Origin of the sequence: Tateyamaria omphalii (assembly GCF_014651375.1) — a bacterium.
GTDB lineage: Bacteria > Pseudomonadota > Alphaproteobacteria > Rhodobacterales > Rhodobacteraceae > Tateyamaria > Tateyamaria omphalii.
In genome coordinates, this window is the sequence record NZ_BMWT01000007.1 from 38,019 (window position 1) to 63,711 (window position 25,693).

Sequence of the window (25,693 nt, forward strand, 5' to 3'; positions counted from 1 at the left end):
TCAATCGAAAGGACGAGGCCCATGGCATTCAATCTCAAGGGGCGCAGCTTCCTGAAGCTGCTGGATTTCGATCAGCGCGAGCTGCGCTATTTGCTGGACCTGTCGCGTGATCTGAAGCGCGCGAAGTATTCGGGGACCGAGCAGCAGCACCTGCGGGGCAAGAACATCTGCCTGATCTTCGAGAAAACCTCGACCCGGACCATGTGCGCCTTTGAAGTCGCGGCGATGGATCAGGGGGCTGGTGTGACCTACCTTGGTCCGTCGGGGTCGCAGATCGGGCACAAGGAAAGCATGAAGGACACGGCCCGTGTGCTGGGCCGCATGTATGACGGGATCGAGTATCGCGGCTTTGGTCAGGATCTGGTCGAGACCTTGGCAGAGCACGCGGGTGTGCCGGTCTTCAACGGGCTGACCGACGAGTTTCACCCGACCCAGATGCTGGCCGATCTGCTGACGATGCAGGAATATGCGGAGAAGCCGCTGCATGACATCAGCTATGCCTATGTGGGCGATGGCCGGTCGAACATGGGCCATTCGCTGATGATCGCGGGCTGCCTGATGGGCATGGATGTGCGCATCGCTTCGCCCAAGGACTTGTGGCCGACGGATGAGTTCCGCGGTCCAGCCGAGGCGGCTGCGGCCAAGTATGGTGCGACCCTGACCATCACCGATGACCCGGCCGAGGCGGTGAAGGGTGTTGATTTCATCCATACCGATGTTTGGGTGTCGATGGGGGAGGCCGACGATGTCTGGGAGCAGCGCATCAAGCAGTTGACCCCTTACCAGGTCAACGCCGATTTGATGGCTGCCAGCGGCAAATCCAGCACGCGGTTCATGCATTGCCTGCCCGCCTTCCACAACACCGAGACCAAGGTGGGACAGGAGATTTTCGAAAAATTCGGCATCTCGGAAATGGAGGTGACCGAAGACGTGTTCGAAAGCCCGGCAGGCATTCAGTTTGAGCAGGCCGAGAACCGGATGCACACGATCAAGGCCGTGCTCGTGGCCACCTTGGGGCGCTGATCATGCGGATTGTCACGGCCCTTGGTGGCAATGCCCTGTTGCGGCGCGGCCAAGCGCTGACGGCGGAGAACCAGCGGGCGAACACCGCGATTGCGGCGGAGGCACTGGCGCCGATCGCCATGGATCACGAGCTGATCATCACCCATGGCAACGGCCCGCAGGTCGGGCTGCTGGCGTTGCAGGGCCATGCGTACAAACCGGACGAAGCCTATCCGCTGGATGTGCTGGGCGCGCAGACGGACGGCATGATCGGCTACATGATCGAACAGGAGCTGGGCAACCGGCTGCCGTTCGAAAAGCCGCTGGCGACTTTGCTTACCATGATCGAGGTGGACCGGGACGATCCCGCCTTTGCCGATCCGACGAAATTCGTGGGCCCCGTTTATGACAAACCCGAGGCGGACCGGATTGCCACTGAAAAGGGCTGGCAGATGCGGGCCGATGGCGACAAGTGGCGGCGCGTTGTCCCCTCGCCGCTGCCGCAGCGCATTTTTCAACTGCGCCCGATCAAGTGGCTGGTCGAGCAGGGCACCGTGGTGATCTGCGCGGGCGGTGGCGGTATTCCGACCGCCTACAGCGCAGATGGCGATCTGGAAGGCATCGAGGCGGTGATCGACAAGGATTTCGCCTCGGAACTCTTGGCGCGCGACATTGGCGCGGACCTGTTCATTGCCGCGACGGACACCGAAGGGGTGTTTCTGGACTGGGGCACGCCCGATCAGCGCGTGATCAAGCTGGCGTCACCTGAGGCGCTGGAGAAACACAGCTTTGCCGCCGGGTCCATGGGACCGAAGGTCGCCGCAGCCTGCCAGTTCGCCCGTAAGACCGGCAAGACAGCGGCCATTGGGCGGCTCGCCGATCTGGATGCGATGGTTGCAGGTGAGCGCGGCACGCTGATCTCAGCCGCTGCGACAGGCATCACATTCCACGACCCATCCCTGGATGAGGGTGCGGCGGTTGAAAAGGAGGTGCGCCATGGTGCGTGAACTGATCCGCTATTCGCAGGTTCTGGAAATTGTGGGCGATACGCTCAAGGTCCATGTGCCGGAGAGGGCCGAGGCGGATAGCGTGGTGCGCTATGGCGATCTGGCGGTGGTCAAAAGCGTGGATGGCGCGACATCGCTGGCGCAGGTCATTCGGATCGAGCGCGATATTGTCTCGTTGCAGGTCTTTTCCGGGACCAAGGGGATTTCGACCGGGGCAACGGCGACCTTTCTGGGTCACCCGATGCAGGCCCCTTATTCCGGCAACATCCTGGGCCGCGTCTTTGACGGGGCGGGGGCGCCGGTGGATGGCGGGCCGGACCTGAGCGGTGAGCCGCGATACGACATTGGCGGGCCGTCAGTGAACCCGGCAGAGCGGATCGTGCCCAAGCGCATGATCCGCACCGACGTGCCGATGATCGACGTGTTCAACACGCTGGTCGAAAGCCAGAAGATTCCGATCTTTTCGGTGTCGGGTGAGCCCTACAATCCGTTTCTGGCCCGTATCGGCATTCAGGCGGACGCGGATATTGTTGTCTTTGGCGGCATGGGCCTGATCTTTGATGACTTCCACACCTTCCGGCAGTCGTTCGAGGATGCGGGGGTGTTTTCGCGCACCGTCATGTTCGTCAATCAGGCGTCTGATCCGCTGGTGGAGCGCCTGCTGGTGCCAGACATGGCGTTGGCCGTGGCCGAGAAATTCGCGGTGGAGGAGGGCAAGCGCGTGCTGGTTCTGCTGACCGACATGACCGCCTATGCCGACGCGATGAAAGAGGTTGGCATCAGCCAGGAGCGGGTGCCGTCGCAGCGCGGCTATATGGGCGACCTCTATAGCGAGTTGGCGCGGCGGTACGAGAAGGCGTGCGACTATGCCAAGGGCGGGTCCGTCACCATTCTGGCCGTCACGACCATGCCCGGCAATGACGTGACCCATCCGGTTCCGGATAACACCGGCTACATCACCGAAGGGCAGTTTTATCTGCATTCTGGCGTGATTGACCCGTTCGGCAGCCTGTCGCGCCTCAAACAGAACGTGGTGGGTAAGACCACGCGCGAGGACCACAGCCAGATCATGAACACGATGATCCGTTTCTATTCCGAGGCGCGCGATGCGGCCCAGAAACAGGCGATGGCGTTTGAGCTGTCGGACTATGACCACCAAGTGCTGAAGTTTGGCGACCTGTTCCGCGACCGCTTCATGGACATCAACGTGTCCATGCCGCTGGAAGAGGCGCTGGACCTGTGTTGGCAGACGTTGGCCGAGTGCTTTACCGCCGAACAGTTGCTGATGAAGCAAACGCTGATCGACACATTTTTCCCCAAGGTGGCTGATGGCGCGCTTGCAGCTGAATAAGTCCTCACTCGCCCGCGAGGCGGCGCAGTTGCGGTCCTATGAGCGGTTCCTGCCGTCGCTGGACCTGAAGCGTCAGCAACTGATGGCGGAACGGGCCAAGGCTGTGGCCGAGGTTGCGGCCTTGCAGGAGGAGGTCGACCGGCTGGCGGCGGAGGTCGGGCGCGATGTGCCGATGCTGAGCAATCGCGACATTGATCTGAGCGGGTTGGTGGAGCTGACCGACTATCATCTGGCTGAGGAAAACGTGGTGGGCACGCGCCTGCCCGTGCTCGACCGGATCGAGGTGACGGTGCGCCCATATTCGCCCATGGTGCTGCCCCATTGGGTCGATCATGTGACTCATCTGTTGCATGATATGCTGACCGCCCGGTTGCGCGTGCAGGTGGCGCGCCAGCGCGTCGAGGTGCTGGACCGGGCCGTCCAGACCGTGACCCAGCGGCTGAACCTGTTTGACAAGGTGCTGATCCCCAATGCCCGCGCCAACATCAAGAAAATCCGCATCTACCTGAGTGACGAGCAGACCAGCGCCGTGACCCGGTCGAAGATTGCCAAGCGCAAGCGGGGGGTGGCATGAGCATTGCGCCCTTGAAGAAACTGAGCCTTGTAGGGCCTGTGGAGGCGCAGGACGCGGCCCTGACCCGGCTTCAGGATATGGGTGTGATGCATATCCTGCCGTTGGTTCCCGTTGAGGCCCAAGTGGAAAAGCGGGTCAGCCGGGAGGCAGAGGAAGCCTTTAAGGCGCTGCGCTTTCTGGCTGTTGTGCCAGGCCCGCGACGGCAGGTGCGCAGCGATCCTGATTTTGATGTGCAGAGCTTTGTCGCGGATGCGCTCGCGCTGAAGGATCGGTTGCGCGCTGCGCGGGACCGTCGTGATGCGCTGGCCAATCGGCTCGCGCATATGCAGCCATGGGGGGATTTCGAGTTCCCGCCGCTTGAGAGCTTGGCCGGTCAGCGCCTGTGGTTCTGGCAATTGCCGGTCAAGCATCGCGCGGCGCTGCAATCGGTGGACCTGCCGTGGGAGATTGTCGGTCAAGATGCGCGGTATCTCTTTGTTGTGGTTCTGAGCCCGGACGAGCCACCGAGTGACCTGTTGCCCATACCGCGGGTGCATTTGGGGGCGAAACCCGGCCGTGTGCTTGAGGCGGACCTGGAAACAGCCGAGATAGAGATTGAAACCTTGCTGGGCGAGCGGATGGCGTTGACCCGCTATCTGACCTTGCTGCGGGGCAAGCTGTCAGAGGTAGAAACACTGGCTGAACGCGCCTTTGCCGACAGTCAGACCTTGCGTGATCCGGATCTTTTTGCGGTGCAGGGTTGGGTGCCAGAGGCGCGGGTGCTGGAGGTCGAGGGGACCTGTGCCGATCTGGGATTGGCCGTGCTGATCGAAGCGCCGGGACCCGAGGACACACCGCCCACCTTGCTGGAGCAACCCGATGAGGCGGGCGCCGGGGTCGATCTGGCGACGTTCTATCAGCCGCCCCATTACCGCGCGTGGGACCCGACGCGGATGCTGATGCTGTCCTTTGCCCTGTTCTTTGCCATGATCGTGGCGGATGCGGGCTATGGCATCGTGGTGGGCCTGCTTGTTCTGACCTTTTGGCGGCGATTGAGCGTCAGCGCGCATATGCGGGCGTGGCGGCGGATGGGTCTGTATCTGGCGGCGGCGGCGGTGGGTTTTGGCGTGATCGTGGGCAGCTATTTTGGCTTTGCGCCGCCGGAGCGGGGTGTGCTGGGCGGCCTTGCGTTCCTTGATCTCAATGACTTCGACACAATGATGACGCTGTCGATCCTGATCGGCGTGCTGCACATCTGCTTTGCCAACGCGATGGCGTTTCAGGCCAAGACCACACGTAGCCGATATGCCAACCTGGGCTGGATAGCCCTGCTGGTGGGCGGGGTTGTGCTGTGGATCGGCGGTCTGGAAGGGCCATCCCGCGACGTTGGCGCGGCGCTGATGGGCGTGGGTCTGCTTCTGGTCATGTTCTATGCCAGCGACCGACCTTTGCGGCAGCCCAAGGACTGGCTGTGGCGCGGGTTTGATGGCCTCAAGGGCGCTGCTGGCTTGATGGGCATGTTTGGCGACGTGCTGTCCTATATGCGCCTGTTCGCGCTTGGCCTCGCCTCGGCCTCGCTGGCGATCACCTTCAACGATCTGGCGGCGGATGTGATGGCATCCGGCTCTGGCTTGGCCGTGTTGGGCGGGCTGCTGATCTTTGTCATCGGTCACGTGCTGAACTTCGCGCTCGCGATGATGAGCGGTGTGGTGCACGGCCTGCGGCTTAATTTCATCGAGTTTTACAAATGGGGCCTGCCCGAGGAAGGCATCGTCTTCCGGGCCTTTGCCCGCAAGGAGGTTCAGGAATGACTGAGTTCGTTATCGCATTGGGCTGGGTGGGGATTTTTGCCCCCATGGCGCTTGGTGCTGTCGCCAGTTCCATCGGATGTTCGATTGCCGGGCAGGCGAGTATCGGTGCCATGCTGGAGACCGAGGGCGGCTATGGCCGGTTCGTCGGCATCTCGGCCTTTCCGTCAACCTTTGTGATCTATGGCATTGTCATCATGTTCACGCTCAATCGCGAGGTGACGCTTGAGAATGCGGGCGGCCTGTTCGGGGTCGGTCTGCTGTCGGGCATTGCGCTGCTGTATTCGGGCATCTGGCAGGGGCGGGCCTGTGCCGCGGCAATCAATGCGTCGAAAGAAAAGCCGCAGATCTTTGGTCTGGCCCTTGCACCGGCGGCTATCATCGAGGGCTTTGGTGTTTTTGCCTTTGTCTTTGCCCTGGTCATCAGCGCGGGGATTGCGTGATGGCGGTGGAACAGGAGACGGCCAGAGGGGTTGATGCCCTGATTGCCCGGTTGCGTGATGATGGCGTGGCGGCTGGCACAGCGGAAGCCGAGCGGTTGGTCTCGGATGCGCAGGCCGAGGCCGTGCGGATCGTGACCGAGGCTGAGACCGTGGCGGAAAAGACCAAGGTCGATGCCAAGAAGGCCGCAGATCGGTACACCCGCGCGGGCGAAGAGGCCCTGAACACCGCGATGCGCGATGCGGTGCTGACGATGAAGTCGACCATGATGGCACAGTTCGAACAGGACGTGCAGCGCATGGTCAGTACCGAGATGTCGGACCCTACGATGTTGCGCCAGATGGTGTTGGAATTGGTTGGCCGTGCGCGTCATGCGGCGTCGGTGGGCGAGGGGGCAAGTGTGATCCTGCCCGCCGAGGTGGTTGGTACAGACGCAATCACGGCCAATGCCAATGACATCCAGTCTGGTGCGCTGACTCAATTCGTTCTGGGCCTGGTGCAGGACAAGTTGAAAGAGGGTGTCACGCTGTATGCCGCGAGTGATTTGCATGCGGGCATCCGGGTGCAGGCGGGTGCGGGAGGTGTGGCGCTGGACCTGTCAGATCAGGCCATCGCCGCACTGCTCATGCAGCATTTGCAGCCCCGCTTCCGCGCCGTACTTGAGGGGGTGATCAAGTAACCATGTCTGATCCCGATGCCTATGTCGCGCTGGTGTCCAGCTTGCCGAGTTCAGAGCGGCTGTTTGTGGCCAAGCGGCCCCCGTTGTCACGCTTGCGGCTCGACAGGCGCCTATCGGCGTTGACCGAAACACATGCGCGGACGCTTGCGCGGATTGAACATTTGCTGAGTTGGTCGGCCTATGATCCGGGGTCGGACCTGGGCACGTTGGTTGGTCGGGCAAAGGAGCTGATGGCCGATTTGCCGTATCGCACGTTGCGTCGCATCGTGGATGAACGGATGGAGTTACGTACCGCCGTGGCCGCGCTGCGCATGCGGCATGGCGGAGCAAAGCCCCCCGAAACGGATTGGGGCTATGGCGTCTGGACGTCTCAGATCGCGGCCAATTGGGGTGAGCCGGCCTTTGGCCTTGAGCGGTCACTGCCATGGTTGCGGCAGGCGGGGCAGTTGCTGGAGCGTGGCGACCCGCTGGGGCTTCAACGCCACTTGCTGGATGTCACCTTTCGTCAGTTGCAGCGTCATGCAGGCCGCCATCACTTCGATTTCGAAGCGGTCGTGATCTACGTACTGAAGTGGAACATCTTTGACCGCTGGGCCAAGGCCGACAGTGTGGCCGCCGCGCAGCGCTTTACCGAGCTGTCCGAAGATGCGCTGAAGAATTTCCCCCACCTGCAAGCGGAAGGAGCCACAGCATGACCGCCGCCGCAAAAAAGGTTCAACACCCCGAGACCGAAACGGCCACGGCCCGCATCGTTGCCGTGCAGGAGGGGCTGGTGCGGATCGAATCCATGGACAACCCTGATGGAACGCCGGGGGCCTTGGTCAAGAACGAGATGGTTTACATCCTGCCCAGTCGTTTGGCTGCGGGCGGTCGGCAGGAGCGGCTGAAGGCCGAGATATTGCGCGTGCGGGGCAACACCGCTGACGCGCAGGTTTATGAAAGCACGCAGGGCGTGGCCGTGGGCGATCCGGTGGTGCAAAGCGGGCAGCTTTTGTCGGTGGCGCTGGGGCCGGGATTGTTGGGGCAGGTCTATGACGGGTTGCAGGCACCTTTGAAGCAAGTGGCCAATGCTTATGGCATTTTCCTGCCGCGCGGGGCCGATGTGGACCCGCTGGATCGGGCGGCCAAGTGGTCGTTCACGCCATCGGTGAAGCTGGGGGATACCGTGACCGCCGGACAGACCATCGGGACGGTGCCCGAGGGGCGCTTTACCCACAAGATCATGCTGCCGTTCAACTGGACGGGCACCTATACCGTCAACTGGGTGCAGAAGGGGGCGGTGACCGTCAATGATCCTGTCGCGCGCCTGACCTCGGACGGCGGGCAGGAGCATGTGATCCCGCTGTCGCAGCGCTGGCCGGTGCGGCGGCCCATGGCGGGGGACCTGCTGAAATCCGGGGCCGTGCAGCGCAAGTTTCCCGATACGCCGGTCCTGACCTCGCAGCGGCTGATCGACACGTTCTTTCCCATCGCGCGGGGGGGCACGGCCTGTATTCCCGGCCCCTTTGGGGCAGGCAAAACCGTGTTGCAGAACCTGATTGCGCGCAATGCGCAGGTCGATGTGGTGATCATCGTGGCGTGTGGCGAACGCGCGGGCGAAGTGGTCGAGACCATCACCGAGTATCCCGAGATGATCGACCCCACCTCGGGCGGGAGCCTGATGGACCGCACAATCATCATCTGCAACACATCGTCCATGCCTGTGGCCGCGCGCGAGGCGTCGATTTTCACTGGGATCACCTTGGGTGAGTATTACCGTCAGATGGGTCTTGATGTGCTGCTGATCGCCGACAGTACGTCCCGCTGGGCGCAGGCGATGCGCGAAACGAGCGGGCGGCTGGAGGAGATCCCGGGGGAGGAGGGGTTTCCCGCTTACCTCGAAAGCTCGATCAAGGGGCTTTATGAGCGGGCCGGGGTGATCGAGGCGGCCGATGGGGCGACGGGCAGCCTGACGATGATTGGCACCGTGTCACCGGCGGGCGGCAACTTTGACGAGCCGGTGACGCAAGCGACGCTGTCGACGGTGAAGTGTTTCCTCGGCCTGTCGTCCGAGCGTGCCTACAAACGCTTCTATCCGGCGGTGGACCCGCTCTTGTCGTGGTCGCGTTACCTGGATCAGATGTCGGACTGGTATGACCGCCATATCGAACCGGGCTGGACAGGCAGGGTGAAGGCGCTGCAGGCCCTGCTGGAGCAGGGCGAGCAGATCAGCCAGATGATGATGGTGACGGGTGAAGAGGGTGTGACCCTTGGCGACTACGTGACCTTCCAGAAGGCGCTGTTTGTCGACATGATCTTTCTTCAGCAGGATGCGTTTGACGCGGTGGACAGTTGTGCGCCGCTGGATCGGCAGCAGCGCGTTTTCGGACTGATGCAGCGGGTCGTGGATGCCACGATGACGCTGGAAGACAAGGGAGCCATCCGCAGCTGGTTCACCGAGATCACCGGCCTGTTCAAGAACTTCCACTATGCGGCGGATGGCACGCCGGAATACACGTCGCTGCTGGCGCAGATCGAAGCGAAGATTGCCGCCTTGTGACGGGTGTCAGGTCCGATGCGATGCGGTGTGTGCGTTTTTTTCTATGATCACGATGCCGGGCGTTGCCGATGCGTCAGCCGGTGTCAGTGCGTAGCGTTTGCCGACCAGTTGTAACGTGACCATCGTGTTGTCTGGCGCTGCCATGAGGTGCCCCTTGGCGCGCACGACCGCGTCGTTGTCGGCGAGGGACTGGGCGAGCTCATTGGCGTTGACGGGTTCGGTGGGGGCGACTGTGCGGGTGGTCATCGCGATATGATGTGGGGCGTCATTGCCCAGGATCAGGTCGTGTGCCGAAGCGTCTGCCGAAAGGACCTGATGCAAGGCGTCTGTACCGTTGTCGATCCGTGTTGCCTTTGGCGCGTATCTGTCGATGGCGTCACGGCTGTTTTGCATTTGCGGCTCAGTCGCAAGATCGGTTTTTGTCAGAACGACCAGATCAGCGGCCTCAAGCTGCCGGATAACTGTGTCCGCCAGATAGGTGTCGGCGAGATGGTCGGGCAGGCATTCGGCGTCTGCGAGCACGACAATGCCCAGCACCTGAATATCGTTGCCAAAGAGACTGACCGAGGCTGCAATCTTGCCCGGCAAGGCCACACCCGATGCCTCCAGAATCACGTGGTCGGGCTTGGGGTCCATTTCGCGCATTTTGGTGAGCGCCAGCATGAGATCATCGCCGTACGAGCAGCAGACGCAGCCCCCAGCGAGGGCAATCAGGTCGTCGTCCTGTGCTTCGATCAGATCGGCATCGATGGGCAGCGCGCCGAATTCGTTGACCAGTACGGCCAGCCGCTGCCCGTTCGCATTGCGCAGGATCTGGTTGATCAGGGTCGTTTTGCCGGCCCCCAGATAGCCGGCGATGATCGTCATGGGCAGGGTGTCAGACATGGGCGGCTGCGAAGGGTTTGCCGCCAAGGACGGTGCCCCACACCCGTGTGTCTTTCAGCCGTTCGGTCCCCATCTCTTCCGGGTCATCTTCGAGCACGGCGAAATCTGCACGCTTCCCCGCTTCGATCGATCCGACCTCTCCATCCATATGGAGGGTATAGGCGGCGCCGAGCGTGATGGCGTTAAGCGCCTGATCGAGTGTGATCTTTTCCGCGTCGCCCAGTGTTCGGCCCGATGCGGTCTTGCGGTTCATGGCGCACCAGCCGGTGAACAGGGGGCCAAGCGGCGTGATAGGCGCATCGGAATGAATGCCGAAGGGGACGCCCAACCGTGCGGCGGTGCCTGCGGCGTTCATCCGTTCCGCGCGTTCGGGACCAACAGTCAGTTCATAGTGCTGATCGCCCCAGTAGTGGTGGTGGTTGGCAAAGAGGTTCACGCACAGGCCCAGTTCCTTGATCTGACGGAACTGGGCTGTGTCGGCCAGTTGGCAGTGTTGCAGGGTAAAGCGGTGGTCGGTCGATGGGGTTTTGCGCATTGCCTTGCGCATGGTGTCGATGACCAGTTGCGTCGCCTCGTCCCCATTAGTGTGGCAATGCACTTGTATGCCCTTGGCAAGCGCGTTTTCGAGGATGTAGGCCAGTTGTTCCGGTGCGATGTACCAAAGCCCGTTGGGCGCGCCATTGTAGTAGCCGGGTGCGCGCAGACGGGCGGAGAACCCCTGGATCGAACCGTCGACCACGATCTTGATCCGGCCCAGGCGCAGCATGTCGGTGCTTTGGGGGGCTAAGGCCTCTACATGCTTGATCAAGTCTTCGGGGCTGACGCCGTGGTGAAAGCGCAGGGGCACGATGCGGGCGGGGTAGCCACCGTTGCCCGTGACCTGGCGCATCATCGTCACCGCCTCGTCCGGCAAACGTGCGGCCAGATCGGTGGCCGTGGTAACACCTGCGCGGACGCAGAGCTTGCCAAAGCGCCACATGCCTTGTTCGTCGCAAGAGAGCATGTCTCGATCAAAGCCGACATGGATGGAGACAGGGCTCATGACGTCAGGGCCCTTCAACTCGCCTGTCGGCAGGCCGTCATTGCCCAGCGGTACGCCTTCGTGATTGATGCCGGGCCGCATGAGACCTGCCAGTTCCAACGCTTTGGAATTGACGTTCATGATGTGGCCCGAGGCGTGCATGATCCCGATGGGGCGGGTGGTCGAGATCGTATCGAGCTGCGCGCGGTCCACGCGCTGGTTGTCGAAATAGATCGGGTCGAGGGACCATCCGGGCAGGGGGGCATCGGGGTCGTTCAACTTGGCCTCTGCCGCGGCCAGCTTGGACAGGACGGCGTCGAGGTTTTTGCATCCCGCCTGCATGTCCCCCTCGGGCGACATGCGATCGAAGAAGCCCACATAGGTGTGGGACCACAGGGCACCTTCCTGCAGATGGCAGTGACCTTCGACGAGGCCGGGCATCAACACCTTGTCGGCGAATTGGGTGTCGAGCTCATACTTCCCCCAACCTTCAAGCTCTTCCAGTGATCCGGCGCCAAGGATGAGGCCATCGCGTATGGCCACATGAGTCGCGTGCGGTTTTTGCGGGTTCATCGTCAGGATTTTGCGGGCGGACAGGATTTTGATCACGTGTGGAGGCCTGGGGCTGAAAACGTCTGTCGTGCAAGGCTAGGCGGTTTTCTTTTTGCCAAAAACTGGATTTAATCGCCGCATAAACATCATTGAATGGGGGAATGATGGCGGGCAGCCTAACGCTGAAGCAAATGCGCTATGTCGAGGCGACGGGGCGGTTGGGGTCAATTGCGGCCGCCGCCGAAGCGCTGAGCATTTCACAAAGTTCGATCACGGCGGCCATTGATGCGCTTGAGGCGGAGCTGGGCTTTGGCATCTTCACCCGTGTGCCGGCAAAGGGCATTCAGAAAACCCCCGGAGGGGCCGACACGCTGAAACTGATCAGTCGCTTTCTGGCAAACTACAGGGATTTCGAAGCCGAGCTTTATGCGCTTGGCGGGTCTGTGACGGGCACGATCCGGCTGGCCTGTTTCGCGACGGCGGCGGCGACATTCCTGCCGCCTGCGATCAAGCAGTTCCAGTCGGAGTTTCCCAATGTGCAGTTCGAGCTGGTTGAGGGCGACATGGACAATGTGGCCGAGTATCTGGACACCGGTGCCGCCGATATCGCGTTTACCTATGATGAAGTGATCGGAACCCATCATGACTTCGATCTGATGGTCGAGTTGCCGCATTATGCCATGGTCAACACGCAGGACCCGCTGGCTGCGCGCAAGTCGGTGAGCCTTGCCGATTTGCAGGATCAGCCGATGATCAACCTGCAATTACAGCGGTCGGGCACTTATTATTCGGACCTGTTTGCCGAAGCTGGGCTAACGGTGCGCGTGGCTCACGCCACGTCATCGGTCGAGATGATCCGTACGTTGATTGCCTCAGGATTTGGCTTTTCCATCCTGAATGCCCGTCCTGTAAGCGCAGCGCTTGAGAGCCGAGGCATCACCGTTTTGCCCATCACTGACCCGATCCCGGCGCGCCGCTTTGGTCTGGTCACGCAATCACGGGTGACGCTGCCCTATCCCGTGCAGCGGTTTATCGAGCGTTGCCATGCACTTCGCGCCGACGGGGTGTTCGAAAATCTTGCTGTGCGTGCTGAGTAGACATTGGTTATAAGCCCTATTTTTTAGCGCTTTCAGACGTATTAAAACTATTTTTTCGAATGAAGGCTGCCGCCTAACCTTCTCCCAACAAAAAATGAGACCCTGGGAGAAGAACCGATGAAGATCGCCGTGTTGAGACACTTGGCCATTGTTGCAGGGGTTGCCGCCCTGCTGGGAACGACGGCCAAGGCCGAAGACCCCGTGCGTGGCGGGACCCTGATCACAACTCTTCCGCAAACGCCGCGCCACCTGAACCCGGCTGTGCAATCAGGCATCGTGACGGGTGCGCCGGGGGCGCAACTGTTCGCGGCGCCGCTGCGCTATGACGAGGATTGGACGCCGCAGCCTTATCTGGCGGAAAGCTGGGCATGGTCCGATGACGGGCTGTCGATGACTCTGAACCTTGTGCAGGGTGCCACCTTCCATGATGGCGACCCGATCACGTCCGAGGACGTCGCATTCTCGGTCGAGACCATCAAGGCGAACCACCCGTTCAAGACCATGTTCGGCGTGGTTGAGACGGTCGAAACGCCTGATGATCACACTGCGATCCTGAAGCTGTCGCAACCGCACCCGGCACTGCTGCTTGCCATGTCGTCGCAACTGATGCCGATCATTCCCAAGCATATCTATGGTGACGGTCAGGACCCGAAATCGCACCCGCGCAATGGGCAGGATGTGGTTGGCTCTGGCCCGTTCAAGTTCGTGGAGTTCACAGCGGACCAGCAGGTGATCCTGGAGCGCAACGACGACTTCTTTATCGAAGGGCGTCCCTATCTGGACCGCATCGTCTACCGCATCATCAAGGATGCGTCGGCCCGCGCTATCGGCATGGAGAATGGCGAGCTGCATATGACGACGTTCGAAAACACCGTGCGCAACATCAAGCGGATGTCGGAGAATGATGATCTGGTCGCCACGGACGAAGGCTATGCCGCCATTGGTCCGATCAACTGGTTGGCGTTCAACACCGGGTCCGATGGGCCGCTGGCCGACAAGCGGGTGCGTCAGGCGATTGCCTATGCCATCGACAAGAATTTCATCCTGAACGCCATCATGCTGGGGCTGAGCCAGGAGTCGAAGACGGGTATCCACCCCGGCTCGCCGCTCTACTACCCTGATGTGAATGGCTATGATCTGGACATCGACAAGGCCAACGCGCTGCTGGACGAGGCAGGTTACGAAAAGGGCGCCGATGGCATCCGCTTTTCGCTGACCATCGATCACGGCAACCCGACAACAAAGCCGCAGGCCGAGTTCACCAAAGCGTCGCTGGCCAAGGTTGGTATTGATGTCACCGTGAACTCTTTCGTCGACTTCCCGACCTGGGCAAACAAAATCTCGAACCACGATTTCGATATGACCTGGGACACTGTGTTCAACTGGGGTGACCCGGTGATCGGGGTGCATCGCACCTATGACAGTCAGAACATCAAGGAAGGCGTTATCTGGTCCAACACGCAGCAATACGCCAACAACCGGATCGATGAGTTGATGGCGCAGGCGGGGCAGGAGATTGACCCCGACAAACGCGCGGCCCTTTACAAAGAGTTCCAGGAGATCCTGGCCGAAGACTTGCCGGTCTACTGGACCAATACGCTACCGTATCACACGATCTACAACAAAAAGGTCGGTAACCCGCCTCTGGGCATTTGGTCATCCTCCTCTCCCTATGACCTTGTTTTCTTGAAAGAGTAAGCTGTCCAGAGAAAGACCTTCCTGCCCCGATCCCCGGGGCAGGTTTTTATTGAGGTGGTGGTGCATGGGATTTCTGGTCGTACTGGCGCAACGCACCCTTTACGGGTTGCTGCTGTTGCTGGCTGTCCTGGTGCTGAATTTCACCATGATCAATCTGGCGCCGGGCGATGTGGTGGACACCATTGCCGCTGATATGGGCGGGGCCAGCGCCGAACTGGTGGCTCAAATCCGGGCTGAATACGGGTTGGATCAGCCCGTCATCGTGCAGTTGGGCAATTATGTCTGGCGGGTGTTCCAGTTCGATCTGGGGCAATCGTATTTCTACAACCGCCCCGTGACCGAGATGATCTTTGAGCGTTTGCCTGCCACGCTGCTTCTGGTCTTTTCAGCGCAGATTTTTGCGCTTGTGGTGGGTATCCTGTTGGGGGTGTTCGCAGCGCAGCGCCCAAACGGCATCCTCAGCCATATCGTCACGCTCTTTGCGCTGTTCGGCTATGCCGCGCCCGTGTTTTGGACCGGCATCCTGCTGCTGATCGCCTTTTCTCTGAAAATTCCTTTGTTCCCGGTCGCCGGGATGCGGGATGTGACGGTTGAGGGCTTCCTTCCACAAGCCTTGTCAGTTGCGCACCATCTTGTGCTGCCGATGCTGACGCTTGGGTCGATCTTCATCGCGCTTTATTCGCGGCTGTGCCGGGCTTCGATGCTTGAGGTACTGGGGTCCGACTATGTCCGCACGGCCAAGGCCAAGGGGCTGTCGCCGCGTGACGTGACCATGAAACATGCGCTGAAGAATGCGCTGCCGCCCGTTGTGACGCTGGCTGGTTTGCAGTTTTCTGCTGTGATCTCGGGCGCTGTGCTGGTCGAAACGGTGTTTTCATGGCCGGGGCTGGGGCAACTTGCATTGACCTCTATCCTCGCGCGGGACACGCCGACGATTTTGGGTATCCTGTTTTTCTCCGCGCTTGTGGTGATTGTTGGCAACCTGCTGACGGACCTTGTGCTGCGCCTGATTGATCCGCGGGTCAGGGGGAAGGCATGAGCGAGCAAACGCACCTCAAGGCCCGGTCGCCCTTTGCCGAAGCGTTCGAGATGTTTCGGCGCAATCATGCGGCGGTGGCGGGGCTGGTCATTCTGCTTGCCATTGTTGCTGTGGCGATCCTCGGGCCGGTGCTGTACTCTGGCAACCCGTTTGACATGGTCTGGGCCCCGTTCACCCCGCCGGGGACCGAAGGGTATCTGTTTGGCACCGACTATCTGGGCCGGGACCTGCTGTCATTGCTGATCCATGGTGCGCGGGTGTCGCTGACGGTCGGTCTGGCGGCGGCCTTTGTCACTGTCACCATCGGCATCACCATTGGTGCGCTTGCCGGGTTCTATCGTGGCTGGGTCGAAGAGGTGCTGATGCGCCTGACCGAGTTCTTTCAGGTCCTGCCGACGCTTTTGTTTTCGATGGTCATCGTGGCCCTGTTTGGCGCGTCGCTGCTGATGATCACCATTGCCATTGGCCTTGTCAGCTGGCCTGCCGTGGCGCGGATCACACGGGCCGAGTTCCTGCGTATCCGCGAGCTGGAATATGTCACTGCCGCCCGCGCCGGGGGTGTGCGCAATGGCGGGTTGATGTTCCGGGTGATCCTGCCCAACGCGCTGCCACCTATCATCGTGCAGGCGGCCCTCATGGTTGGCTCGGCCATTCTGTTCGAGGCGGGCTTGAGCTTTCTGGGTCTGACGGACCCGAACGTGGCCAGTTGGGGCCAGATCATCGGGTCGAACCGGCAGTACATCCTCGACGCCAGTTATACCGTTACCGTGCCGGGCATCGCCATCTTCATCACCGTTCTGGCGATCAGCCTTGTGGGCGATGGCCTGAACGACGCCCTGAACCCAAAGCTGAGGGAACGATGAGCGCACCGCTTCTTTCTGTCGAAAACCTGCGTATCGAGTTGGCCACGCGGGGCGGGATGGTGCCGGTTGTTGATGATCTATCGCTATGGCTGAACCCCGGTGAGACGCTGAGCATCGTCGGCGAGTCCGGCAGTGGCAAATCCATGACTGCCCTTGCCGTTATGGGACTGCTCCCCCGCATTGGTCGTGTCGCCGCCGGTCGGATCATGTTCGAAGGACAGGACATGACGCAGATGGAGGACGCTGCCCTGCGTCGCATCCGGGGCAACCAGATCGGCATGATCTTTCAGGAGCCCATGACGTCTCTCAACCCCGTCTATACCGTGGGTGAACAGATTGCAGAGGTGTTGCGCCATCACCAGAACCAAGGTGCCGCGCAGGCCTGGGCCAATGCCGTTGATCTGCTGGATGCCGTGCGCATTCCCAACGCCAAGGGCCGTGCGGGCACATATCCGCACGAGATGTCTGGCGGCCAGCGCCAGCGCGTGATGATCGCCATGGCCCTGGCGTGTCGGCCCAAGATCCTGATCGCTGATGAGCCGACCACGGCACTTGACGTGACGGTGCAGGCCGAAATCTTTGACTTGATGCGCGAGCTGGCGAAGGAAACCAAGACTGCGACGATCCTGATCACCCACGACATGGGTGTGGTTGCAGAAATGGCTGACCGGGTAGTTGTCATGCTCAAAGGTGAAAAGGTCGAGGATGGCACCGTGACCGATCTGATCAATCGCCCGCAGCATGACTACACGAAGTCGCTGATCGCGAGCGTGCCGCACCTGACGCCAGAGACGCGCGATGAAAGCGAAGTCGCGGCGCAGGTCGATCAGCCGCTTTTGAGTGTCCGTGACCTCACGGTGCAGTTCCCGGTGAAGAAACGCTGGGGCAAGCGCGAGATGTTCACCGCCGTGAATGGCATCAGCTTTGATGTGGAGCGGGGCAAGACGCTGGCCATCGTAGGGGAAAGTGGGTCGGGCAAAACCACGGCAGCCCTTGCGGTGGCGCGGCTGGTGGCGGCGCAGGCTGGGCATGTGACACTGGACAGAACGGATATGCTGACGCTCGAAGGTGAGGCGTTGCGGCAGGCGCGCGCAAATGTGCAGGTGATCTTTCAGGACCCTTATTCGTCGCTGAACCCGCGTCTGCGGGCGGGTGCCATTGTGCGTGAACCCATGGACAACCTAGGCAATCTGCCCGCGGCACAGCGCGATGCGCGCGTGGCGGAGTTGTTCGAACAGGTGGGGCTGGAACCGGCACAGATGCATCTTTTTCCGCATCAGTTCTCGGGCGGTCAGCGGCAACGGATCAGCATCGCGCGGGCGCTGTCGACCAATCCCAGCCTGATCATCTGTGATGAGGCGGTTTCAGCCCTTGATGTGATCATACAGGCCCAGATCCTGGACCTGTTGAAAGACCTGCAGCGGGACCTTGATCTGACCTATCTGTTCATCAGCCATGATCTGGGCGTTGTGCAGCAGATGTGTGATGACGTGGCGGTCATGTATATGGGTGATATCGTTGAATACGGGACGCGCAACGCCGTTTTTGCGTCACCGCAGCAAGATTACACGCGGAACCTGTTGGCCGCCGTTCCATCCGTGGAGAGCGTGATAGAACATCCTGCGCCGTGACCGGTTGTAATCGCCCCGCTCGCCGAGTGTTTTAATCAGGTATTGCAGCGCGTCTATATTAGTGGTTTTAAGACTGTAACCCGGGTCCCCAGCCGCTTGCCAGGTCAGCCCTTCCTCTCGACCAAGGAGCATGACATGGGGACGACGTTTGCACGTCTTTTGGCATTGATCTTGATAGTTGCGCCCATGGCTGGCGCGGCTCAGGAAACCGATGTGACCGGAAAGGTGGCTGTCGAGTTGAATACGGTGTCAGACGGGGAGGGGGCCTGTACCCTGACCTTCATGGTCACCAACGGCCATCCTGTTGATATTGAAAAGCTTGTTTACGAGACCGTGCTGTTTGATGCCGCTGGCAGTGTCGACCGGTTGACCTTGTTTGACTTTGGAGCCTTGCCGGTGGGCCGCCCGCGTGTCCGTCAATTTGCGGTGCCGGACCTGACCTGTGACGGTTTGGGCCGGGTGCTGTTCAATGGTTTGCATACCTGCGCGTCGGACGGTCTGGCGCAGCAGGACTGCGCCAAAGGCCTGCTGCCGTCGAGCCGGGTCGAGATCGAGGTGCTGGGCTGATGTTGGATGCGATCTTTGAACAATTGATGGCTGTGTTCGATCTGGGCGGTCCCGTGGTCATGGTGCTGATCGGGGTGTCGGTCGTCACCCTTGCCGTTGTTCTTTACAAACTGTGGCAGTTTTCGGTGGCGCATGTGGGTCACCATGCCGCGTTGCGCACGGCTGTGGCAGCTTGGGACGCGGGCGATCGGACAAGCGCGCGGACCGCCCTTGAACACTCAAAGAGCTATCTGGCACCTGTTGTGGCTGCGGCATTTGAAAGGCGGGACAAGGACCGTTTGCTGGCCATGGCGGAAGAGCGTTTTTCCCGGTTGGAGCGGGGATTTCGATACCTGGATTCCGTGGCACAACTGGCCCCACTGCTGGGGTTGTTTGGTACTGTTCTGGGGATGATCGAGGCCTTCCAGTCGTTGCAGGCTGCCGGGGCACAGGTGGACCCGTCAATTCTGGCTGGCGGGATATGGGTGGCACTTTTGACGACAGCCGTTGGCTTGGTTGTCGCCATGCCGACCGCCATATTGCTGTCCTGGTTTGAGGCCCGGATGGAGGCGGAGCGGGTGGTGGCCGACACCTTCGTTCTGACAGCTCTTGCGCCTGCCAATCGCGCTGATGCATCCGAACCGGTCCCGAACATGATACCCGCCCATGGCTAGAACACGACGCGTGCGGCGGTTGTCGATGACGTCGCTGATCGACGTGATTTTTCTGCTGCTGCTGTTCTTCATGCTCACATCGACCTTTTCGAAATTTGCTGAGGTCGAGTTGACCGCCGGAGAAACTGGGCAGGCTGCAGCGCCGGCAAGTGTGCCGCCGCTGTTTTTGCAAGTCGGTGAGGAGATGCTGGCGTTGAACGGTGAAAGTGTTGGGATTGACCTTCTTGAGGTGTCTTTGCGTGACACTATCCCTGGCACCCAGATCCAGCCGCTGATCGTCAGTTTGCAGTCCGGGGTCACCGCACAGCGGCTGACCGATCTGTTGGTTGTCTTGCGCGCGGTGCAGGGTTTGCAGGTTACCGTGCTGGGAGACGCCTGATGCGCAGCCGTGCCCCAAGGTTCAAGCGAGAGCCGACGATAGCCCTGATCAACATCGTGTTCTTGATGTTGGTTTTCTTTATGGTCGCAGGCACGTTGTCGCCCCCGCTTGATCGGGAACTGGCCCTTGTCAGCACGTCCGATCTGGAGGGACGGCCACCGCCGGATGCGCTTGTTGTCCATGCGGATGGGGTACTGAGCTTTCGGGGCACAGATCAGGTGGATGCCGGTGCTTATATGTCCAGCCTTGATCCCGAAGCACGTAAGGAAGTGCGGATTGTGCCGGATCGGGAACTGTCTGCAGCCCAACTGGTGTCGCTGGGTCGGGACCTACGCCGCGCCGGTGCAGGCAAAGTGATCATCGTGACCGAGCGGGGGCTGGAATGATTGCTGCATCTCGCACCGTGGCGGTTGTGACTGTTGTTTTGGCTGCCGTCTTTCACTTAGGTGGGTTGGTGCGCCTTGATCTGGTCCAACCCGTCCAGATGGACGGCGGACAAGCCGGCGCGACCGAGGCTTCGCTTGGCAGCGCTTTTGCTGATCTTGCGCAAGGCACGTTGACCGGGGTTGAAACGACCGAAGTCACCGAGCCGGTCAACGTTGAAGACACGACCGAAACATCAGAGCCGATTGACGACACGGTCGATCCGACACCGCCAGAAATGATACAGTCCGCCGACACAGACGCGCGCGTTGAAGAGCAAGGCACAAAAAATTTACCGCCGCGCGCTGAACCGGATCAGACAACTGCCAGCGCGGTGGTGCCCGAAATGGCGCAGGTTCCAACGCCCACCCTTCAGATGACGCCTTCGGTGTCCGAACCATTGATGACACCCGAGCGGTTGACAATGCTTCAGCCACTTTCGCCGGTTGAACCAGCCGCGCGTGTGCCGACCGAGGCAGTCGCACCGCTTGACACGTTGACAGCCGACGAAACCGATCAGATTGACCTGGCACAATCGCGGAGACCCAAGGTTCGCAGCCGTGCTTTTGAGGACCGCAACAAGCCGAATGACCCGCCACCCGCGCCGCGTCAAACGAAGCAAACGGCAAGCCGAACCCCTGAACGTGAGGTGCCGCGCGGCAATCAGGCGCAAACCAATGCGCGTGCCGGTGCAGCCGACGGGACCGCGGCGCGTGCTGCGCCAAAGGCCACAGGAAACGCGGTTGCCGCGCGGGCAGGCACCGCCGCAGCATCAAACTATCCCGGCGAAATCATGCGCAAGCTTCAGCGTGCGCGCCGTCCGAGGGTTGGGGACCGCGGTGTGGCCACAGTCAGCTTTCGCATTGCATCGAACGGTGGATTGAGTGCTGTGTCGGTGGCGCGTAGTTCCGGCTCTCGCGATCTGGACAACGCAGCGATGCAGGTGATCCGAGGCGCTGCGCCATTTCCGGCGCCGCCACCGGGGGCGCAGCGGTCCTTCAGTATCCAGATCAAAGGTCGTTGACACTGCCGAAGTGGCCGTCGCTGCCCTTTGCAAGTGTGGACGGGTCGTCGAGCGGCTACCAAGTCAGGGCGGCGGTCGGAAGGTTCCATTTCCATGCGGCAAGCAGCGCCCAGCTAAACAGGGGAAGAGCGGCAAGGACCGCAAGCTGTTCGATGCGCGCCGTGTCTGAAGATCGCGCGAGGCGAAGTGCCCAGAACGCTGCCACGGGCAGCGACACAAGGCCCACCGCATAGAGGCCGGTCAAACTCCAAAGCTCAAGGCCGGCTGAGGGTTGCGCAGACAGGTTCGAACCGTGCCAGACCCACGCAAGGATCGCGGTGCAAATCGCGCTTCCTGCGAACCAGCTGATGGACATAGACACCGGCATGCCAACCACGCGGCGTCTTGAACGCCAAGTCCCCATGGCACCAATCAAACACATGAGCGCCCCGGCGAGCGCGGTCCAAAGTGCAGAGTGCAGTGAGCCAACATCATCCCAGAAGGTCATGCGGTCGAATGTGTGCATGCCGCCACTTAGATATGCCTTTGTCACCTCACCCGATGCATTGCGGGAGAACCCAAGCCAGAAATCGCCTTCCGGCGTTTCAAACTGGTCAGGCCCCGTTGCGTGGAACAGCCGGGAAAAGCCAAGACCCGACATAAGAAGTGCATCGTTCTCAGTGGTTTGTACCCCCATTTTATGGGCATTGGGGGCGTGCAGGCGATCCAAACCGGTCTTATTGCGGCGGGTGGTAATGAAACGGCCCGTGTATTCATCCAGGCACTCTGCAGTGCATTCGGACCGTGCTGCCTTTGGTCGTTCGTCCGGCGCAATCACTTCCCTGATTGCACGGCGCGGCAAGCCCATCAGCGCGCTGCCACTTCGCCCGTTTGCAGCGATGAAGAACCCAAGGTCGAGAGATGGCACAAGCACCATATTCGTGTGGAATCCAAAATGTGTGCCGCCGTGGTGGTAGACGGTGTGACCGGCCCATTTTTCGGTCCAAAACCCAAGTGTACGTCCGGAAAATTGCGGGCTGTCCGGCCAGGCTGGTCGGTACATGTTGCCGATTGCCGCCGAAGACAGAGGCCCGTCCTGTGCTTTCAGGTCAAGCAGGCGCTGCATGACATGTCCCATGGCGTCGGCTGAAAGCGCGAGACCACCCGAGCTGAGGTGGATCGCTGGGAATGGCGCGGCATCAATGGCGACGTAGCGACCGGCATCCCAAACGTGGAACGGGCTGGTGCCCCTGATCTCGGACGGTTCATGCATAAAGCGTGAGGTCTCGATACCCAGTGGGGAAAGGATCGTATCGGTAATGTATCTTTCGAATGGCTGGCCCGAGGTCTGAGAAATGATCTCGCCCAGCAGGACATAGCTGGCATTCGAATAGGCGATGGCATCGCCCGGCGGTCGGACCTGCCGCGGGAGGACACTTGAAATATGTTCAACGGCTGTTGTGGTGTCGTGTTCGGCGAAATACCCGGAGTACCGTTCTTCGAGCCCGCCTGCATGGCTGAGAAGGTGGGCGATGCTGATGTCCCCGTACTTCTGGGCCAGCTCCAATCCGGGCAGATGGCGAGCAATGGGGTCGTCCAATGACAAGCGCCCGTCTTCAGCCAATTGCAGAATGGCCAAAGCGGTGAAAACCTTGGTCACCGACGCCAGCGGGATGATGTCTGTGTCGGTGGTCATGATACGTCCGGTTCGGGCATCCGAAAGCCGGTAGCCGCGCGACAGGATCACGTCATTGCCCGAGACCACAACCAAGACCGCCCCTGCAACGGCGTCCTGATCCAGACCTGTCGTTATCAAGCCATCCGCAAAGCCATTCAGCGTCTCATGCCAATGGCCGTCAGGGGAGGCAACACCCTTGGAACTGGCGCAAACAAGCGTGATCAACAAAAGGCGGCGGACAACAGACAGAGCACTCTGCCGAAGTTGGTGAATCATGTCACAAAATCCATTGTGTACGGAGGTGTTTGAAAAAAAGTATTTTGATAAAGTCGACTGTTACCAATATAGGTGACTGTCCGATATTTTTTTAGTGCATCCAAGCGGCCAACCGAGCTTTCTTCACGCGCGTATCGCCGCACATAACCAAAGCTTCAAAGCTGGCGCTGTCTTCTAGGCATCTGCGGAGATCTCCTGAATTACAGAAAAGCCTTCGAATGTCGGTGCCCCTTCATGCAGCTTGGCCGTGCTGCCTGCGTCCTTGTGCGCCGCGCGGAACGCATCTGATCTGGTCCATGCGCGAAACGCCTCTTCTGACGACCAAACCGTATGCGAGGCATAAAGCCGCGTACCGTCCTCCTTTTCAGGGCCTTTGAGCATCTGGAATTCGACAAAGCCGTCCATGGTTTTCAAATGGCTATCGCGCCCAAGCCAGAGCACCTCGAACGCGTCAGCGTTGGCCTTGGCGACGGTAAAGCGGTTCATTGCGATGTACATGGGCGGTCCTTTCAGATTGCTGTCAGGTGGTTGTCAAAAGCGAGCCTGTGCGTGGTGCGGTGGATGAGCCTATCACCGACCAAAGCATGGACCTGGCCCGTGCCGTCCGTCACGAGGCATGACCCATCCGGCGTGGCACACAGGCCGCAAACGTCGTGTGCCCGGTAGGTGCCGATTTGCTGGCCCGATGCGTCGAACTGAAAGGCCAGACCGCCACGCGGTGAGGATGCAGCGTAGCGCCCGGGCCCAAATGCACTGACGCTGCCAATGTATCCGTCCAACTGGTACAGGGCTGTGTCGTCCATGTCTGCCGGTTTCAGGGTGCCATTCCCATTGTAGAGTGCCACGAGAGAAGGCGCTTCGAACGGGTCGCCCTGCCATTGAAAACCGCAGACCACGGTTCCGTCTGGCGCGGCGGAAATATGGCGGAGCGAATTGTGGTGGATGGCGTCCGGTACCTCTGCGAAATCCTTCAGCTCTCCGTCCGTGTCGAACACTGCGAGGTTGGGCCGCATCGTGTCGATATTCAGTTTCGTCCGCCCTGTTGCAGGGTGTGTATGGATGCCACCGTTTGCAACGGCAAGTGCGCCGTTTGGCAGCCGCAGGATTTCGTGAGGACCGATACCGGCCGAGGTAAATTCACCAATGCGCTTGTACCCTGCGCTTCGGTCCCAGATACCGATGCGGCCCTGTCCCGAGGCGATGTCATTCTCGGGTGTGAAGAGTAGGGTGCCGTCATCTGAAAAGGCACCATGGCCGTAGAAATGCCGCCCTGTCGGTGTACGGATTGTTCGGATTATGTCGCCGGTGCTGCAATCGACCACCTTGGCAAATGTTCCGGGGCGGCGGGCTATGGCGACCGCCTCGGCCACGTACGGATGGGCTGCTGCAGCGTGGCCACGCGCCGGCAGAGGAACCTGGAACGCGATATCGCCCTGCGTCGTGAGCCCAACCAGCAGGTAGCGTCCGCTTTGATCCATTGCGGCGCTGAGGGCGACAGGGTTTCCGACATCTGCCCACCCCAAAGTGGGTGTGAGCGAAGCCGATGTCAGACCGGCGAGGAAGGCCCGGCGCGACGGCATCAGTCGCCGTCGAGTGCGTTGAACCCGGCCGTGATGCCGAGCGGCGTGCCAATGCCGTCAATCACTGCGACCTGAACGGCACGCACTGCTTGTTGCAGCACCTCGATCTTGAAGTGTTGTGCGGGATCAGCCACGCCCGCCAGTGCGGGATCGTTCAAAGCATCTGCCCGACCTTGGGCTTCGGCGAAGGCCGCGCTGATCGGAACGAGGTTGTTGTCGGTCATTGTGGCGGCGAGGCGTTCCAAGGCGGCCAGCTGCAACTCGATATGCCGGAGAGACCGCTCCGAACGCCACGCTTCAGCGCGGCGGGGCCGTGGACGGTCATACGTTCCCAACGGACGGCCAAGTCGCTGATCGTGCAAGAATTCCAGGCCGGTCGACAAAGACGTGTAGATGGTACGCTGTGCCTCCAACTCGCTTTGGAACCGGCTGTTTCCATCTTCTCCTGCTGTCAGCATGAGTTCCGCAAATGGAGGCCATGCGGTGTTCAGGTCGTCCGCCTTTTGCGCCAGACCTGCGGCAATGGCCTGCGTAAGCTGACATGCATAGTCTGCATCTGGTTGAGGTTCGAACAACATCCGTTCGAGCGCGGTGAACCCCTGAGCCGCCGCCGACACATCGCCAAACGTTTCGGGCTCTTCCACGATCGGGTCGGCTTCGGAAGTGAGGCGCGCCAATGCCTTGCCTGTGCTGTTCTTGGGGTCGGGCCAAAACGACATGGAGAGCGTGAGCGCCTGATCTTCCAGCGGGCCGAATTGGATATGGCTGATGCTGATCCATGCGTCGTAGGCGGCATGGAACGATGAAATCAGCGTGTCCGGCGCGCAGTTTGCCTGGGCTGCGGTGGCCAGTTCTGTGGTTTCGTCCGCCAGGCGTGCGTAACCGGGAAGGATGTGGTCATTGATGACTGTCTGCACATCGGCGTGTGCAGGCAGGGCAAGAAAGGGGAGGATCAGGGCAAAGCGCAT

General features: G+C 60.7%; 25 protein-coding genes. 19 read left to right on the forward strand and 6 right to left on the reverse strand.

The features are described 5' to 3' along the window. The first annotated feature begins 21 nt into the window (after nucleotides 1–21). From argF to IE087_RS19910, 9 genes are read left to right on the forward strand one after another with little or no spacing between them, the layout of a single operon-like run. Nucleotides 22–1,023 (forward strand): ornithine carbamoyltransferase, encoded by a 1,002-nt coding sequence (gene argF, locus IE087_RS19870; RefSeq protein ID WP_189371141.1) that lies wholly within the window; start codon nucleotides 22–24, stop codon nucleotides 1,021–1,023. 2 nt (nucleotides 1,024–1,025) lie between these two features. After that, nucleotides 1,026–2,009: a carbamate kinase gene (gene arcC / locus IE087_RS19875; RefSeq protein WP_189371142.1), complete on the forward strand. Its 984-nt coding sequence runs from the start codon at nucleotides 1,026–1,028 to the stop codon at nucleotides 2,007–2,009. Next, entirely contained in the window at nucleotides 1,999–3,360 is a 1,362-nt protein-coding gene (locus tag IE087_RS19880) for a V-type ATP synthase subunit B (RefSeq protein ID WP_189371143.1), read from the forward strand. Before arcC ends, IE087_RS19880 begins: the two co-directional genes overlap by 11 nt. Beyond that, nucleotides 3,338–3,934, forward strand: a complete 597-nt coding sequence (locus tag IE087_RS19885) for a V-type ATP synthase subunit D (protein WP_189371144.1) — start codon at nucleotides 3,338–3,340, stop codon at nucleotides 3,932–3,934. Before IE087_RS19880 ends, IE087_RS19885 begins: the two co-directional genes overlap by 23 nt. After that, the gene (locus tag IE087_RS19890; protein ID WP_189371145.1) at nucleotides 3,931–5,724 is read left to right on the forward strand and encodes a V-type ATP synthase subunit I; all 1,794 of its coding nucleotides are present in this window, start codon (nucleotides 3,931–3,933) and stop codon (nucleotides 5,722–5,724) included. The genes IE087_RS19885 and IE087_RS19890 overlap by 4 nt, the downstream gene beginning before the upstream one ends. Continuing rightward, entirely contained in the window at nucleotides 5,721–6,164 is a 444-nt protein-coding gene (locus IE087_RS19895; RefSeq protein ID WP_189371146.1) for an ATP synthase subunit C, read from the forward strand. The genes IE087_RS19890 and IE087_RS19895 overlap by 4 nt, the downstream gene beginning before the upstream one ends. After that, nucleotides 6,164–6,841, forward strand: a complete 678-nt coding sequence (locus tag IE087_RS19900; RefSeq protein WP_189371147.1) for a hypothetical protein — start codon at nucleotides 6,164–6,166, stop codon at nucleotides 6,839–6,841. Before IE087_RS19895 ends, IE087_RS19900 begins: the two co-directional genes overlap by 1 nt. A 2-nt stretch (nucleotides 6,842–6,843) precedes the next feature. Next, nucleotides 6,844–7,536 (forward strand): hypothetical protein, encoded by a 693-nt coding sequence (locus tag IE087_RS19905; RefSeq protein ID WP_189371148.1) that lies wholly within the window; start codon nucleotides 6,844–6,846, stop codon nucleotides 7,534–7,536. Then, on the forward strand, nucleotides 7,533–9,380 hold the full coding sequence (locus tag IE087_RS19910; protein ID WP_189371149.1) for a V-type ATP synthase subunit A: 1,848 nt from the start codon (nucleotides 7,533–7,535) through the stop codon (nucleotides 9,378–9,380). Before IE087_RS19905 ends, IE087_RS19910 begins: the two co-directional genes overlap by 4 nt. Before the next feature lie 6 nt (nucleotides 9,381–9,386). On the opposite strand, the gene IE087_RS19915 is transcribed toward IE087_RS19910, so the two are convergent. Together IE087_RS19915 and IE087_RS19920 are read right to left on the reverse strand one after the other, a co-directional pair. Continuing rightward, on the reverse strand, nucleotides 9,387–10,265 hold the full coding sequence (locus tag IE087_RS19915; RefSeq protein ID WP_189371150.1) for a CobW family GTP-binding protein: 879 nt from the start codon (nucleotides 10,263–10,265) through the stop codon (nucleotides 9,387–9,389). After that, complete coding sequence (locus IE087_RS19920) at nucleotides 10,258–11,895, reverse strand: amidohydrolase (RefSeq protein ID WP_229801486.1); 1,638 nt, start codon at nucleotides 11,893–11,895, stop codon at nucleotides 10,258–10,260. Before IE087_RS19920 ends, IE087_RS19915 begins: the two co-directional genes overlap by 8 nt. 92 nt (nucleotides 11,896–11,987) lie before the next feature. On the opposite strand from IE087_RS19920, the gene IE087_RS19925 reads away from it, so the two are divergent. From IE087_RS19925 to IE087_RS19970, 10 genes are all read left to right on the forward strand, one after another. Then, on the forward strand, nucleotides 11,988–12,935 hold the full coding sequence (locus IE087_RS19925) for a LysR family transcriptional regulator (protein WP_189371151.1): 948 nt from the start codon (nucleotides 11,988–11,990) through the stop codon (nucleotides 12,933–12,935). A gap of 117 nt (nucleotides 12,936–13,052) precedes the next feature. Beyond that, complete coding sequence (locus IE087_RS19930; RefSeq protein ID WP_189371152.1) at nucleotides 13,053–14,633, forward strand: ABC transporter substrate-binding protein; 1,581 nt, start codon at nucleotides 13,053–13,055, stop codon at nucleotides 14,631–14,633. 64 nt (nucleotides 14,634–14,697) lie between these two features. Continuing rightward, nucleotides 14,698–15,672, forward strand: a complete 975-nt coding sequence (locus tag IE087_RS19935) for an ABC transporter permease (RefSeq protein ID WP_189371153.1) — start codon at nucleotides 14,698–14,700, stop codon at nucleotides 15,670–15,672. Next, entirely contained in the window at nucleotides 15,669–16,535 is an 867-nt protein-coding gene (locus tag IE087_RS19940) for an ABC transporter permease (RefSeq protein WP_189371154.1), read from the forward strand. Before IE087_RS19935 ends, IE087_RS19940 begins: the two co-directional genes overlap by 4 nt. Next, nucleotides 16,532–18,166, forward strand: a complete 1,635-nt coding sequence (locus IE087_RS19945; RefSeq protein WP_189371155.1) for an ABC transporter ATP-binding protein — start codon at nucleotides 16,532–16,534, stop codon at nucleotides 18,164–18,166. Before IE087_RS19940 ends, IE087_RS19945 begins: the two co-directional genes overlap by 4 nt. A 135-nt stretch (nucleotides 18,167–18,301) precedes the next feature. After that, nucleotides 18,302–18,733 carry a hypothetical protein gene (locus IE087_RS19950; RefSeq protein WP_189371156.1) on the forward strand — a complete coding sequence of 144 codons (432 nt, stop codon included), beginning with the start codon at nucleotides 18,302–18,304 and terminating at the stop codon, nucleotides 18,731–18,733. Beyond that, nucleotides 18,733–19,386 carry a MotA/TolQ/ExbB proton channel family protein gene (locus IE087_RS19955; RefSeq protein WP_189371157.1) on the forward strand — a complete coding sequence of 218 codons (654 nt, stop codon included), beginning with the start codon at nucleotides 18,733–18,735 and terminating at the stop codon, nucleotides 19,384–19,386. The genes IE087_RS19950 and IE087_RS19955 overlap by 1 nt, the downstream gene beginning before the upstream one ends. Continuing rightward, the gene (locus IE087_RS19960) at nucleotides 19,379–19,765 is read left to right on the forward strand and encodes an ExbD/TolR family protein (protein ID WP_229801487.1); all 387 of its coding nucleotides are present in this window, start codon (nucleotides 19,379–19,381) and stop codon (nucleotides 19,763–19,765) included. The genes IE087_RS19955 and IE087_RS19960 overlap by 8 nt, the downstream gene beginning before the upstream one ends. Further along, complete coding sequence (locus IE087_RS19965) at nucleotides 19,765–20,151, forward strand: ExbD/TolR family protein (protein ID WP_189371158.1); 387 nt, start codon at nucleotides 19,765–19,767, stop codon at nucleotides 20,149–20,151. Before IE087_RS19960 ends, IE087_RS19965 begins: the two co-directional genes overlap by 1 nt. After that, nucleotides 20,148–21,212, forward strand: a complete 1,065-nt coding sequence (locus IE087_RS19970) for an energy transducer TonB family protein (protein WP_189371159.1) — start codon at nucleotides 20,148–20,150, stop codon at nucleotides 21,210–21,212. The genes IE087_RS19965 and IE087_RS19970 overlap by 4 nt, the downstream gene beginning before the upstream one ends. Before the next feature lie 55 nt (nucleotides 21,213–21,267). Here IE087_RS19970 and IE087_RS19975 read toward each other — a convergent pair whose 3' ends face one another. The 4 genes from IE087_RS19975 to IE087_RS19990 all read right to left on the reverse strand — a co-directional run bounded on the left by IE087_RS19975 (nucleotide 21,268) and on the right by IE087_RS19990 (nucleotide 25,693). Continuing rightward, on the reverse strand, nucleotides 21,268–23,145 hold the full coding sequence (locus IE087_RS19975; RefSeq protein ID WP_189371160.1) for a serine hydrolase domain-containing protein: 1,878 nt from the start codon (nucleotides 23,143–23,145) through the stop codon (nucleotides 21,268–21,270). Between the two features lie 174 nt (nucleotides 23,146–23,319). Beyond that, complete coding sequence (gene hmuQ / locus IE087_RS19980; protein WP_189371161.1) at nucleotides 23,320–23,643, reverse strand: heme-degrading protein HmuQ; 324 nt, start codon at nucleotides 23,641–23,643, stop codon at nucleotides 23,320–23,322. Nucleotides 23,644–23,654: 11 nt separating this feature from the next. Next, on the reverse strand, nucleotides 23,655–24,725 hold the full coding sequence (locus tag IE087_RS19985; protein ID WP_189371162.1) for a DUF1513 domain-containing protein: 1,071 nt from the start codon (nucleotides 24,723–24,725) through the stop codon (nucleotides 23,655–23,657). Then, nucleotides 24,725–25,693 (reverse strand): imelysin family protein, encoded by a 969-nt coding sequence (locus IE087_RS19990; RefSeq protein WP_189371163.1) that lies wholly within the window; start codon nucleotides 25,691–25,693, stop codon nucleotides 24,725–24,727. The genes IE087_RS19985 and IE087_RS19990 overlap by 1 nt, the downstream gene beginning before the upstream one ends.

Bases quoted from the DNA above. Each gene is read 5' to 3' on its own strand.
- argF (WP_189371141.1), top strand. From the start codon at position 22: ATGGCATTCAATCTCAAGGGGCGCAGCTTCCTGAAGCTGCTGGATTTC.
- arcC (WP_189371142.1), top strand. From the start codon at position 1,026: ATGCGGATTGTCACGGCCCTTGGTGGCAATGCCCTGTTGCGGCGCGGC.
- IE087_RS19880 (WP_189371143.1), top strand. From the start codon at position 1,999: ATGGTGCGTGAACTGATCCGCTATTCGCAGGTTCTGGAAATTGTGGGC.
- IE087_RS19885 (WP_189371144.1), top strand. From the start codon at position 3,338: ATGGCGCGCTTGCAGCTGAATAAGTCCTCACTCGCCCGCGAGGCGGCG.
- IE087_RS19890 (WP_189371145.1), top strand. From the start codon at position 3,931: ATGAGCATTGCGCCCTTGAAGAAACTGAGCCTTGTAGGGCCTGTGGAG.
- IE087_RS19895 (WP_189371146.1), top strand. From the start codon at position 5,721: ATGACTGAGTTCGTTATCGCATTGGGCTGGGTGGGGATTTTTGCCCCC.
- IE087_RS19900 (WP_189371147.1), top strand. From the start codon at position 6,164: ATGGCGGTGGAACAGGAGACGGCCAGAGGGGTTGATGCCCTGATTGCC.
- IE087_RS19905 (WP_189371148.1), top strand. From the start codon at position 6,844: ATGTCTGATCCCGATGCCTATGTCGCGCTGGTGTCCAGCTTGCCGAGT.
- IE087_RS19910 (WP_189371149.1), top strand. From the start codon at position 7,533: ATGACCGCCGCCGCAAAAAAGGTTCAACACCCCGAGACCGAAACGGCC.
- IE087_RS19915 (WP_189371150.1), bottom strand. From the start codon at position 10,265: ATGTCTGACACCCTGCCCATGACGATCATCGCCGGCTATCTGGGGGCC.
- IE087_RS19930 (WP_189371152.1), top strand. From the start codon at position 13,053: ATGAAGATCGCCGTGTTGAGACACTTGGCCATTGTTGCAGGGGTTGCC.
- IE087_RS19935 (WP_189371153.1), top strand. From the start codon at position 14,698: ATGGGATTTCTGGTCGTACTGGCGCAACGCACCCTTTACGGGTTGCTG.
- IE087_RS19940 (WP_189371154.1), top strand. From the start codon at position 15,669: ATGAGCGAGCAAACGCACCTCAAGGCCCGGTCGCCCTTTGCCGAAGCG.
- IE087_RS19945 (WP_189371155.1), top strand. From the start codon at position 16,532: ATGAGCGCACCGCTTCTTTCTGTCGAAAACCTGCGTATCGAGTTGGCC.
- IE087_RS19950 (WP_189371156.1), top strand. From the start codon at position 18,302: ATGGGGACGACGTTTGCACGTCTTTTGGCATTGATCTTGATAGTTGCG.
- IE087_RS19955 (WP_189371157.1), top strand. From the start codon at position 18,733: ATGTTGGATGCGATCTTTGAACAATTGATGGCTGTGTTCGATCTGGGC.
- IE087_RS19960 (WP_229801487.1), top strand. From the start codon at position 19,379: ATGGCTAGAACACGACGCGTGCGGCGGTTGTCGATGACGTCGCTGATC.
- IE087_RS19965 (WP_189371158.1), top strand. From the start codon at position 19,765: ATGCGCAGCCGTGCCCCAAGGTTCAAGCGAGAGCCGACGATAGCCCTG.
- IE087_RS19970 (WP_189371159.1), top strand. From the start codon at position 20,148: ATGATTGCTGCATCTCGCACCGTGGCGGTTGTGACTGTTGTTTTGGCT.
- IE087_RS19975 (WP_189371160.1), bottom strand. From the start codon at position 23,145: ATGATTCACCAACTTCGGCAGAGTGCTCTGTCTGTTGTCCGCCGCCTT.
- hmuQ (WP_189371161.1), bottom strand. From the start codon at position 23,643: ATGTACATCGCAATGAACCGCTTTACCGTCGCCAAGGCCAACGCTGAC.
- IE087_RS19985 (WP_189371162.1), bottom strand. From the start codon at position 24,725: ATGCCGTCGCGCCGGGCCTTCCTCGCCGGTCTGACATCGGCTTCGCTC.
- IE087_RS19990 (WP_189371163.1), bottom strand. From the start codon at position 25,693: ATGCGCTTTGCCCTGATCCTCCCCTTTCTTGCCCTGCCTGCACACGCC.